The organism is Nocardioides sp. (assembly GCF_034670285.1).
Taxonomy (GTDB): Bacteria; Actinomycetota; Actinomycetes; order Propionibacteriales; family Nocardioidaceae; genus Nocardioides.
In genome coordinates this window covers 1-11,353 of record NZ_JAXMNS010000073.1, presented here as the reverse complement: position 1 = coordinate 11,353, position 11,353 = coordinate 1, and the positions used below count along the sequence as shown (strand labels likewise).

Annotated in this window: 14 protein-coding genes; 7 read left to right on the top strand and 7 right to left on the bottom strand. The window is 71.2% G+C overall.

What is annotated here, in order from left to right:
* From VOI19_RS05595 to VOI19_RS05565, 7 genes are all read left to right on the top strand, one after another.
* Positions 1 to 526, top strand: a 526-nt coding sequence (locus VOI19_RS05595; RefSeq protein WP_323791970.1) for a GntR family transcriptional regulator, incomplete at its 5' end; no start/stop codon positions are given.
* Between the two features lie 51 nt (positions 527 to 577).
* A complete protein-coding gene (locus VOI19_RS05590) occupies positions 578 to 967 on the top strand; it encodes a phage holin family protein (RefSeq protein WP_323791969.1) in 390 nt (129 codons plus the stop codon).
* Between the two features lie 7 nt (positions 968 to 974).
* Positions 975 to 1,547 carry a low molecular weight protein-tyrosine-phosphatase gene (locus VOI19_RS05585; protein WP_323791968.1) on the top strand — a complete coding sequence of 191 codons (573 nt, stop codon included), beginning with the start codon at positions 975 to 977 and terminating at the stop codon, positions 1,545 to 1,547.
* Positions 1,544 to 2,431: a fructosamine kinase family protein gene (locus VOI19_RS05580; protein WP_323791967.1), complete on the top strand. Its 888-nt coding sequence runs from the start codon at positions 1,544 to 1,546 to the stop codon at positions 2,429 to 2,431. Before VOI19_RS05585 ends, VOI19_RS05580 begins: the two co-directional genes overlap by 4 nt.
* 139 nt (positions 2,432 to 2,570) lie before the next feature.
* Positions 2,571 to 3,245, top strand: coding sequence for a response regulator transcription factor (locus tag VOI19_RS05575; RefSeq protein WP_323791972.1), 675 nt, complete (start codon positions 2,571 to 2,573; stop codon positions 3,243 to 3,245).
* Positions 3,242 to 4,615, top strand: coding sequence for a HAMP domain-containing sensor histidine kinase (locus VOI19_RS05570; RefSeq protein WP_323791966.1), 1,374 nt, complete (start codon positions 3,242 to 3,244; stop codon positions 4,613 to 4,615). Before VOI19_RS05575 ends, VOI19_RS05570 begins: the two co-directional genes overlap by 4 nt.
* A complete protein-coding gene (locus VOI19_RS05565; protein WP_323791965.1) occupies positions 4,608 to 5,210 on the top strand; it encodes a hypothetical protein in 603 nt (200 codons plus the stop codon). The genes VOI19_RS05570 and VOI19_RS05565 overlap by 8 nt, the downstream gene beginning before the upstream one ends.
* Here VOI19_RS05565 and VOI19_RS05560 read toward each other — a convergent pair.
* From VOI19_RS05560 to VOI19_RS05530, 7 genes are all read right to left on the bottom strand, one after another.
* Positions 5,197 to 6,495 carry an anthranilate synthase component I family protein gene (locus VOI19_RS05560; RefSeq protein WP_323791964.1) on the bottom strand — a complete coding sequence of 433 codons (1,299 nt, stop codon included), beginning with the start codon at positions 6,493 to 6,495 and terminating at the stop codon, positions 5,197 to 5,199. The two genes, VOI19_RS05565 and VOI19_RS05560, sit on opposite strands and share 14 nt — an antisense overlap.
* Entirely contained in the window at positions 6,492 to 7,100 is a 609-nt protein-coding gene (locus tag VOI19_RS05555; RefSeq protein ID WP_323791963.1) for an aminodeoxychorismate/anthranilate synthase component II, read from the bottom strand. Before VOI19_RS05555 ends, VOI19_RS05560 begins: the two co-directional genes overlap by 4 nt.
* 36 nt (positions 7,101 to 7,136) lie before the next feature.
* On the bottom strand, positions 7,137 to 7,682 hold the full coding sequence (locus VOI19_RS05550; protein WP_323791962.1) for an AAA family ATPase: 546 nt from the start codon (positions 7,680 to 7,682) through the stop codon (positions 7,137 to 7,139).
* A gap of 93 nt (positions 7,683 to 7,775) precedes the next feature.
* Entirely contained in the window at positions 7,776 to 8,393 is a 618-nt protein-coding gene (locus VOI19_RS05545; protein ID WP_323791961.1) for a DJ-1/PfpI family protein, read from the bottom strand.
* 10 nt (positions 8,394 to 8,403) lie between these two features.
* A complete protein-coding gene (locus VOI19_RS05540; RefSeq protein ID WP_323791960.1) occupies positions 8,404 to 10,314 on the bottom strand; it encodes an anthranilate synthase family protein in 1,911 nt (636 codons plus the stop codon).
* Between the two features lie 124 nt (positions 10,315 to 10,438).
* Positions 10,439 to 10,894 (bottom strand): lipoprotein LpqH, encoded by a 456-nt coding sequence (locus tag VOI19_RS05535; protein ID WP_323791959.1) that lies wholly within the window; start codon positions 10,892 to 10,894, stop codon positions 10,439 to 10,441.
* A 326-nt stretch (positions 10,895 to 11,220) separates the two neighbouring features.
* Positions 11,221 to 11,343, bottom strand: a complete 123-nt coding sequence (locus VOI19_RS05530) for a hypothetical protein (protein ID WP_323791971.1) — start codon at positions 11,341 to 11,343, stop codon at positions 11,221 to 11,223.
* Positions 11,344 to 11,353: the final 10 nt, after the last annotated feature.

Genomic DNA, 11,353 nt, shown 5'->3' with positions numbered 1-11,353 from the left:
CCGGATCTTCAAGGTGTTCGACTTCCTCCGGCTGCTGGTCGCCGAGGGGCTGGCCACCCGGGAGCCCAACCGTGGCGTCCACGTCGCCTCGCCCGAGGCCTCGTCGGTGCGCGACGTCTGCCAGGCGCGCTTCGTGCTCGAGGGCGCCGGCGTGCTGCGCTGGAACGTCGCCGACCAGGTCGACCGCGACCACGTGCGGGCCTGCCTGCGCGACTACACCGACTCGATCGCCGCCAAGGCGTCCTACCAGGAGCTCAACGAGCGCCACCTGGCCTTCCACGTCTCCCTCGTCGGCCTCACCCAGAGCGCCCGCCTGGTCTCGATGGCCGAGCTGCTCGTCGTCGAGCTCAAGCTCGCCCTCGCCCAGGTCGACCGGCTGCGGCGCAACGCCCACGACCAGGCCGGCTCCCACACCGAGCTGGTCGACCTCATGGAGCAGGGCGACCTGACCGGCGCCCACGAGTTCCTGCGGGCCCATCTCGACGAGGCTGCCGACGCGATCCTGACCGCGCTCGGCGTGAACTGAACGTGACCTGACCGGCCCACGCCCGCACTCCCGGGCTGTCACACTGAGCCCATGCGCATCATCCTCCGCCTCCTGACCACCGCGCTCGGCGTCGCCGCGGCAGCCTGGCTCCTCGACGGCATCCGCTTCACCGGCGGACCGCGTCAGGGCTGGGAGGAGGTCGAGAAGAACCTCGTCCCGCTGCTGATCGTGGCCGCGATCCTCGGCATCGTGACGTCGTTCGTGAAGCCGGTCCTCAAGCTCCTCTCCTTCCCCTTGATCATCCTCACGCTGGGCCTGTTCCTGCTGGTGATCAACGCGCTGATGCTGATGCTCACCAGCTCACTCGCCGACGCCCTCGACATCGGCTTCAAGGTCAACGGCTTCTGGACCGCCGTGGGTGGCTCGATCGTGATCACCCTGGTCACGTGGTTCGTCGACAGCTTCGTCGACGACAAGTGACCTGTCGGTGACTCCCCCACTTCCCCCGCTCCCTGCTCCAGCAGTCGCGGGGCGCTACCGGATCGCGCTGGTCTGCCTCGGCAACATCTGCCGCTCACCGGTGGCCGACGTCGTCCTGTCGACGTTGGTGGCCGACGCCGGGCTCGGTGACCGGGTCGAGGTCGCCTCCTGCGGCACCGCCGGGTGGCACGTCGGGAAGCCGATGGACTCCCGCTCGGCCGCCACCCTCAGCGCGGCCGGCTACGACCCGACCCACCACGTCGCGCAGCAGTGGGACGACGGCTGGGCCGAGCGCCACGACCTCGTCCTGGCCATGGATGCCCAGAACCTCGCCGACCTCGGCGGCCGCTCCGAGCGGGTCGGGCTGCTGCGCGACCTCGACCCGGAGGCTGCTGGAGATCTGGGTGACCTGGGTGATCTGGGCGGTGTGGGAGCCGAGGTGCCGGACCCGTACTACGGTGGGCCTCGAGGTTTCGAGGAGGTCCTGGCGATGGTCGAGCGCAGCTGTGCGGCGCTGGTCGAGCGACTCCCCGAGACGCTCCAGCGAGCCTCCCCCTCGGGCGAGCAGGGCGCTTCGTGACCCGCCAGCCCACCCTCGCCCGACGCGCCGAGACCCTGTTGGAAGCCTCGGTCGTCGCCACCGCCCCCGTCGCGGGCGGCGACGTCTGCACCGCCACCAAGCTGCGCCTGAGCAACGGCAGCACCGCCCTGATGAAGACCCTTACCGGCGCCCCCGACGACTTCTTCACCACCGAGGCCGCCGGCCTGCGTTGGCTCGGCGAGGTCGAGGGCGGCGTGCGCGTGCCCGAGGTGCTCGCCGTCGACCACGACTGCCTGATCCTCGCCTGGGTCGAGACCGGTCGCGGCGGGGTCGAGGACGCCGCCGACCTCGGACGCCGCCTCGCGCGCACCCACCTCGCCGGAGCGACGTCGTACGGCGCAGGCCCCTCGGGCTCCTCAGGCACCTCGGGGGCCGACGGCTACATCGGCCGTCTCCCGTTGCCCCACACCAGCGCCCCCACCTGGGCGGAGTTCTACGCCACCCGGCGCCTGCTCCCCTACGCCAAGCTCGCGCACGACCGCGGCGCCCTGACGAGTGCGGAGTCCGCCACCATCGACGCCGTCGTGGGCCGACTCGCGACGCTGCTGCCCGACGAGCCGCCGGCGCGACTGCACGGCGACCTGTGGAACGGCAACGTGCTCTGGGGCCAGGAAGGTCGCGTCACGGTGATCGACCCCGCGGCGTACGGCGGGCACCGCGAGGTCGACCTGGCCATGCTGGCGCTCTTCGGGCTGCCGCACCTGCCCCGGATGACCGAGGCCTACGAGGAGGTCAGTCCACTGGCCGAGGGCTGGGAGGACCGGCTCGGGCTGCACCAGCTCTTCCCGCTGCTCGTGCATGCCTGCCTGGTCGGTGGCGGGTACGGCGCGCGGGCTGCCGCGGTTGCTGGTCGGTACTGCTGACGCGCAGGGCGCATTCAGGCCAGGCTCAGGGCGACCTGGCACATTGGACCCTGTGAACGCTGCGACCCCGGGCTCCCCTGGCGCCCCCACCCCCTCGACCGGCCTCTCGACGCCCGCGACGCCGTCCGGCAAGCCCCGGGTGCTGGTGGTCGACGACGACAAGGCGGTGCGTGAGTCGCTGCGCCGTTCGCTGGAGTTCAACGGCTACGAGGTCCACCTCGCCGGCGACGGCGCCGAGGCGCTCGCCGGGATCGGCGCGCTGATGCCCGACGTCGTGGTGATGGACGTGATGATGCCGCGCCTCGACGGCCTCGAGACCACCCGCGCCCTGCGCACGGCCGGCAACGACGTCCCCATCATCGTGCTGACCGCCCGCGACACCGTCGGTGATCGCGTCGAAGGACTGGACGCCGGCGCCGACGACTACCTCGCCAAGCCCTTCGCCCTGCCCGAGCTGCTCGCACGGCTGCGGGCGCTGCTGCGCCGCGTCGTCCCCGACGACGACCTCGAGGACGAGACCCTCACGTTCAGCGACCTGTCGATGAACACCTCGACCCGCGAGGTCCTGCGCAGTGGACGCTCCATGGAGCTCACCCGCACCGAGTTCACCCTGCTCGAGATGTTCCTGCGTCGCCCGCGCCGGGTGCTCGACCGCTCCTTCATCCTCGAGGAGGTCTGGGGCTACGACTTCCCCACGACGGCTAACTCCCTGGAGGTCTACGTCGGCTACCTGCGCCGCAAGACCGAGGCGGAGGGCGAGGCACGCCTGATCCACACTGTGCGCGGGGTTGGCTACGTGCTGAAGGAGTCATGAGCGACGTCCGGGGCTGGCACTACCGCCGCTCGCTCGCGAGCCGGGTCACCCTGCTGGCCACCATCGCGGTGGGCCTCTCGGTCGCCTTCCTCGCCGTCGGCGTCTACGTCACGGCGCGCATCCAGCTGCAGTCGCAGCTCGACGAGACCCTGATCGATCGCGCCCGCGGCACGTCGCAGGCCGACATCTTCAACCGCAGCACGCCCACCGAGACCGTGCTCGTGGGCGCCTCCGACATCAGGATCGCCTTCCTCCAGGACAACCAGCTGCTGGCACTGGGCACCGGCGGCTCGGACCTGCCGGTCGGTCGCCCGGAGCTCGACGTCTCCACCGGCATCGCGGCCTCGAGCGTGCGCACGGTGATGATCGAGGGCCAGGAGTACCGCATGGTCTCGGTGCCCGGCAAGGACAACGCCCCGACCGTCATCCTCGCCCAGTCGCTGACCCAGCAGGAGAAGCTGCTCGCCAAGCTCGGCGCGGTGAGCCTGCTCTTCGGCCTCGTCGGAGTCCTCGGCGCGGGCATCGCCGGCTGGGGCGTGGCGCGCAACGGCCTGCGACCGGTGCGCAAGCTGACGAGCGCGGTCGAGCAGATAGCCGTCACCGAGGACCTCGCCCCGCTGCCCGTGGAGGGCGACGACGAGATCGCCCGCCTCGCCACGGCGTTCAACCAGATGTTGGTCGCGCTCGGCGCCTCGCGCGACCGGCAGCGACGCCTCGTCACCGACGCCGGTCACGAGCTGCGCACCCCGCTGACGTCGCTGCGCACCAACGTCGACCTGCTCACACAGTCCGACCAGTCCGACATCGCCCTGCCCCCGGCCGCTCGAGAAGAGCTGCTCGACGACATCCGCGCCCAGATCGACGAGCTCACGACCCTGATCGGCGACCTCACCGAGCTCGCCCGCGACGAGCCGCTCGCGCCGGTGGTCGGGGCGGTCGACCTGAGCGAGATCGTCGACCTCTCGGTCGCCCGCGTGCGCCGCCGCGCCGTCGGGACGACGTTCGACGTCGAGACCGAGCCCTGGTCGGTCGTCGGCGAGGCCGGCGCGCTGGAGCGGGCCGTCACCAACCTGCTCGACAACGCCGCCAAGTGGAGTCCGCCCGGCGGCACCGTGCGCGTGCGGCTGAGCAACGGCCTGCTGAGCGTGGACGACGAGGGCCCCGGCATCGCGGTCGCCGACCGCGCGCGGGTCTTCGACCGCTTCTGGCGCGCCGAGGAGTCCCGCACCATGCCGGGCTCCGGCCTCGGCCTCTCGATCGTGCGTCAGGTCGCCGAACGTCACTCCGGCACCGTGGAGGCGACCGCGTCACCGAGCGGCGGCGCACGACTGGTGCTGTGTCTACCTGGAGGAGTCCCGATCGATGCGTGACCAGACCCGCACACGCCTGGTGGCCGGGCTGCTCGTCTTCGCCCTCGTGGGAGCCGGGGCGCTCGCCGCCGTCGGTGCCCTCGTCGGCGGCCTCTCCGGCGACGACGACCCGGCCGCGGCGCCCCGGACGCCGATCGCGACCGACCTCGGCGAGCCGTTGTGGAACCCCTGCGACGCCCTCGCTCCGACCCAGGTCGCCGAGCTGTTCGGCTCGACCTTCGACCAACAGACCGGCACGGCCGCCGAGCCACGCTGCATCTTCACCCCCACCGACGAGGGCGGGACGATCCTCGACATCAACTACCAGCTCTACGACGGCACGCTCCAGGACATCGTCGACCAGCTCGGCGACCCCGGAGACACCTCCGAGCTGCTCGAGCCGGGCGTTCCCGGGGCGAGCGGCGCACGGATCGTCGTCGACACCGCGGACGACGCCCTCGCGGTCACCGGCCTGGTGCGCAACGGCCGGCTCGTGCAGGTGGTCAACGCGCTCGACCTGTCGCCGTACGACAAGGACGTGACGGTCGACGGCGTCGAGGCCCTCCTGGCCGCGCTCGCTGCACGGGCCGAGGACTCCGGGCTCAACGCGGGATAGGCCCCGGGGTGGGCCCGAGCGCGCTGCGAAGGCGCTCGGCCTTGAGCCGCGCCTCGTCCCACTCCTGCTGGAGGTCGGACTGCACGGTGATCCCGCCGCCGGTGCCGAGCAACCAGCGGCCCTCGCCGGGCGACATCAGGCTGCGGATCACCACGCCGAGGTCGGCCGGGCCGTCGGAGGAGATCCACCCGAACGCGCCGGAGTAGACCCCGCGCGGAGTCGCCTCGACAGCGTCGATGACCTCCATCGTGCGCAGCTTGGGCGCGCCCGTCATCGAGCCCGCCGGGAAGAGCGAGCGCAGGGCGTCGATCGTCGAGACGTCGTCACGCAGGTCGCCCCGCACGGTCGAGACGAGCTGGTGCACGGTGGCGTAGGACTCCACCTCCATCAGGTGGGGCACCTCGACCGAGCCGACCTCGCAGACCTGGGCGAGGTCGTTGCGCAGGAGGTCGACGATCATCAGGTTCTCGGCGCGGTACTTCGCGTGCGTGGCGAGCTCGTCGCGCTGGTGGGCGTCGTCCTCGGGCGTCGCGCCGCGCGGCGTGGTGCCCTTGATCGGCTTGGTCTCCAGCGTGCGGTCGGCGGTGATGAGGGCGTAGCGCTCGGGGCTGCTGCTGAGCAGCCACGCCCGGGCGCCGGGCACGTGCGTCACGTCGTGCTGGAGGAAGCCGGCGTACGGCGCGGGGTTGAGGGCGCGTAGGCGCAGGTAGAGGCCGACCGGGTCGTGGGTCGGGGCCGTCTCCTCGAGGCGGTGGGTGAGGTTGACCTCGTAGGTGTTGCCGGCGTGCAGCTCGGCCTGCACGCGGGCGTACGCCTCGGCGTAGGTGGTCGCCGGGGTGGATGAATCCCCGGATCTCCGGGGGTTCCTGACGTTCTCAGGGACTGCGTCCCCTGGGAACGTCAGGTTTTCCCTGAGAACGTCGTGCTCGAACTGCCGCACGTGTCGCGCGCGCATCCACACCGCGTCGGGCAGGTCCGGGTCAGGTCGCGCCGGCAGGTCGGAGCGGCACGCGTAGCCGAAGTAGCCGAACCACTGCCCCGGGTCGCTCTCGAGCGCGGCTTCGAGCACGTCGAAGATGTCGTCGCCGACGACCGTGGCGCGGCCACCCTCGTGGCGGGTCACCTCGCGTCGGGCAGCCGAGTAGGTGAGGGAGACGTCGTCGTCGTCGAGCCACCCGATGACCGAGCGTCGTCCTGACCACTCGCGCGCCCCGCCGCCGTCGAGCCAGAAGCAGCGGGGGTGCTCGGCGGCGATCTCGGCGAAGTAGGCCGCGGGGTCACTCATGGTGCGACCCTCCCGGCACCCGCGAGGAAGTTGGCGATCAGCGCCGCCCCCTGCTCGGACAGGATCGACTCGGGGTGGAACTGCACCCCTTCCAGCGGATGCGTGCGGTGACGCACGCCCATCACGGTGCCGTCCTCGGCCCGTGCGGTCACCTCGAGGTCGTCGCTCAAGTTGACGGCGGCGAGCGAGTGGTAGCGCACCGCCGCGAAGTCCTGCGGCAGACCGGCGAACACCCCGTGACCGTCGTGGCTGATCCGCGCGACCTCGCCGTGCGCCGGACGCACCTGCATGACCTCACCGCCGTACGACGTCACGAGGCCCTGCATGCCGAGGCAGACGCCCAGCACCGGCCGGGTAGCCGCGCGCAGCACCTCGGTGCCGACCGCGAAGTCGCCGACCTCGGCCGGCGATCCGGGCCCGGGTGAGAGCACCACGAACTCGTGCGCAAGCACCTGCGCCGCACTCACCTCGTCGTGCTGCACCACCGTCGGCAGCACCCCTGTCACCGAGGCGATCAGGTGGACGAGGTTCCACGTGTAGGAGTCGTGGTGGTCGACCACGACGACGTCCGGCACCTCCGGCGCAGCAACCGGATCGATGGGCACCCGGCAAACCTAGCGCCGCCCCCATCTCTCGCCGAGTCAGCTGGGCGTCGCGGAGGCCCAGAGGTGGGCGAGGTGAACCCAGACACGGGCAGCCACCTCGTCGGGGGTGAGATCGGTCGAGTCGATGATCAGGTCGGCGCGCGAGACCAGCCACGGACGCGCCACGGCGTACTGCGCCAAGTGGTCCAGGCGCCACTGCCGAGTGCCGCGCTCGACCTCGACGGCCTCGATCCGCTGCACCATCACGGACTCCTCGGCCTCGAGCAGCACGTGTACGACGTCGTGCCCGAGGCGAGCGAGGCCGCCGACGAGCTCATCCCAGTAGCCCTCGTCCAGCACCGTCTGGATCGCCACCAACGACTGGCCGGTGGCGTCCGCGATCTCGTCGGCGACGACCGGCACCAACCGCCGCCACGACTCGTAGTGCTGGAAGTCGCTGACCGGGTGGTCAGCGAGGCTGTGGCGCAGCAGGTAGCCGACCACCTCCGGATCGAAGACCCGCAACCGCTCGTCCCGCCCGGCCAGGAGCGTGCCGGCCGTCGTCTTGCCCGCTCCGAAGGTCCCGTTGATCCACACGATCACGCAGGAGACCCTAGGCCAGCCGATGCGTGCAAGATGCGCCGACGCAGCGCCCGAGCTCCCCGCGAGTTGGCGCCTACTGGCGCCGACTCGGCATCAGGTGGCGGTCCAGGCGTAGTCCATGAGGCGAGCGGTGGCGAGGGCGTTGTCGCGGCTGTCGAGGACCTCGACGAGGTGCAGTGCGAGATCGATCCCCGCCGAGATCCCTGCCGAGGTGTAGACCTCCCCGCCGGGGCGGAGCGACGACTGCGCGTGCACCCAGCGCACCTCCTCGAGGACGTCCAGGGCCGGCCAGCGCTCGCGCAGGGCGACGATGTCGTCCCAGTGCGTGGTGACGCTCTGGTCGGTGACCACGCCGGCCTCGGCCAGCACGAATGCCCCCGTGCAGACCGACACGACGTACGGCGTGACCCGGGCACGCTCGGCGACCCACGCCACGACGGCGGTGTCCTGCTCGACGGCGTCGGTGACCCCGCCCGGCACGAGCAGCACGTCGAGCGCCGGGGCCTCGGCAAGACCCGCCTCGACCTGGAGCGGCAGACCGCCCCGCGCCCGCACGAGCCCGGCCGCGCCGGCCGCGATCAGCACGACCTCGAAGGGCGCCTCACGCCCGGCGCGCTCCGCGGCCCGCCCGGCCACCGAGAACACCTCGAACGGCCCGCACGCGTCGAGCACCTCGACGTCGTCGAAGACCAGGATCCCGATCCGCAGCACCAGGACGCCCTCAGTCGAGCAGCAGGTCGGAGACCAGGTCGTGCAGGACGTCGTAGCCGCGCTGGGTCAGGATCGACTCGGCGTGGAACTGGATGCCGCGATAGTGCGGTCCGCGCACGTGGTGCACGTCGCCGGTGGGCTCGTCGACGTCGACGCTCACGCCCTCGGGCAGCTCTTCATCAGCACCGACCCGCCCCACGAACGTGTTGTAGAAGCCCACCCGCTCGGTGCGGCCGTCGTACGGCACCGCCGACTGGGTGCCCTGGAAGACGATGTCCTTGTAGGCCAGCTCGATGCCGAGCTCGTGGCACAGCGCCTGATGACCGAGGCACACGGCGAGGAACGGCCGCCCCGCCGCCAGCAGCGACGACACCGCGTGGCGCAGCTTGCCCATTTTGGGGTCGTGATCGTCGCGCGGGTCGCCCGGACCGGGCCCGACGATCACGAGGTCGAAGCCGTCGAGACAGCCGGGCTCGTAGTCCTCGTGGCGCACGACGCTGCTGGGCATGCCGAGCACCCCGAGCACGTGGCGCAGCATGTTGACGAAGTCGTCCTCGCCGTCCAAGATCACGACGGTCTTGCCCGCCAGCCGCGGGTCGGGCGGCGAGCCGGCCTGGTCGGTCAGCCAGAACGAGCTGAGACGGCGGTTGCGCGCGTTGAGCGAGAGCAGGACGTCCTCGTCGTTGACGAGCTCGGCGAGCGCGATGTCGGGAACCGGCGCCTGCGGCACCAGTCCGAACGCCGACAGGATGCCGCCGGCCTTCGCGTGCGTCTCGGCCACCTCGTACGACGCCTCGGAGTCACGCACCAGGGTGGCCCCGGCGGTCACCTTCAGCCGACCGTCAAGGGAGACGTCGGCGGAGCGGATCACGATCGGGCTGTCGACGACCGCGCCGCCGTCCTCGTCGCGACCCAGGATCGCCAGGGCGGCGCCGTAGTAGCCGCGACCCTCGCTCTCGTAGGCCTTGATCAGCCGGCACGCGTTCTCGACCGGCGAGCCGGTGACGGTCGCGGCATACATCGTGTCGCGCAGGATCTCGCGCGGGTCGCGGTCGCTGCGCCCGGCGAGGAGGTACTCGGTGTGGATGAGGTGGGTCATCGGCTTGAGGAACGGTCCGAGCACCTGGCCACCCTCGTGGCACAGGTCGCACATCATCTTCAGCTCTTCGTCGACGACCATGAAGAGCTCGTAGATCTCCTTCTCGTCCTTGAGGAAGTCGAGCAGCGGCTTCTTGGTCGCTCCCTCGCGCGGGATGCGGAAGGTGCCGCTGATCGGGTTCATCCGCACGTCGCCGTCGTGCACGCTGACGTGCCGCTCCGGACTGGCGCCGATGAGGTAGCGGTCGCCGGTGAAGAAGACATAGGTCCAGTAGGCGCCGCGCTCGCGCTCGAGCAGGCGGCGGAAGACCGAGAGGGCGACGGTGTGGTCGAAGTCGGCGATCTGGGCGCGGTAGTGGCGGCCGATGACGAGGTTGGCGCCCTCGCCCTGGCCGATCTCGTCGCGGATGATCGACTCGACGAGCTTTCCGTACTCCTCGTCGTCGGTCTCGAACCCGCCGCGGTCGGAGAACTCCACGGCCACCGAGTCGATCGCGTCGATCACCTCGGCGACGGAGAACTCGTGCTCGGTCTCGATGTCGACCACGACGAGCGGCGCACCGTCGTCGTGGGCCTCGAAGCCGCGCTCGGCGACCTGGCGGAAGGGGATCGCGAGCAGCCGGTCGGCCACCCTCCCGGGCTCGGGCACACCGGTCTCGAGCGGGACGTCGAGGAGCGACTCGACGACCGTGCGGGCGCCGCCCACCATGCCCACGGTGTCGCGACCGCCCACTCGCGTCGAGCGACGGATGATCGCCCACGCCTCGTGCCCCATGAGCGCGTCGATGGCGTCCCGGGCGTCGGGCGTGGCTGCGGCAGACATGGCCGAAGCCTAGTTGCGTCCGAGCACGAGCCCGCACCGGCTTTCCCCGCTGGACCCCTGCCGGCCGCCTGACCGCCGCCGGGTGGCCCCGGGGTGGCCCCGGGTCAACGCAGGAAGAGCCGATCTAGGGGCACTCGATGGTGAAGTACGCCTCGATCACACGATCATCCTGGTTGTTCCACCACACGGTCGGTTCGCTCGTGTAGGTGTCGCCGTCGACGGCGACGACTGCCTCGTTGTTCTGCTGCTTGTCGCCGTCGAACCACTGGATGCTGTCCGGGTCGAGGATCTGGAGGTCCGGGTCGTCGGGGTCGCCCGTCACGAAGACCCGGTAGTTCTGACCGACGGTGCCGATGTCGACCCTGGAGTCGCTGTTGGCGCACATCACCGACTCGATGGGGTAGTCCGACCCCTCGACGGTCAGGGTGCCTCCGCCACCGGCACCGGACGCCTCGTTGAACGCGTCGTCGAAGGAGTCGCCCCCGTCGCCGCCACCGCCCCCTCCGCATCCGGTCGTCGCGACGAGTGCTGCGAGGCACGCCCCCAGCACCCACGGTCTGCTCGCTCCGTGCGTGGCCATGCGTTCGACGATAACCACTTCGATCGCGGTCGTGAAGGGCTGAGCTCATCGCCGATCGACCCCGTGCGCGGGGCTCCTTCGGTATCAGCGAGACGAGTCGCGGGTCTTCTCCTCTGACACCGGAAGGAGCCCAGCCATGTGGGACACCGCCATCGACACGACCAGCAGCCACCGGACCTACCTGTCGCACGACCTCCCGTGCGCGGCCTGCGGCCACGCCGCGCACCGCTACCTGTCGTGCTCCACGACCTGCAGCTGCGTGCCGCCGCCGGTCCCGGGGGGGCCTCGCGCTCACCGCGTGACCTGCCTGACCTGCTTGACCTGCCTCAGGAGACCGTCGTCAGCAGCTGGGTCGCGCGGGTCAGGACCACGTAGAGAGTCGCGCGGCCGGTCTGCGACTCGTCCTCGATCTCCTGCGGGCGCACGACCACGATCGCGTCGAACTCCAGGCCCTTGGTG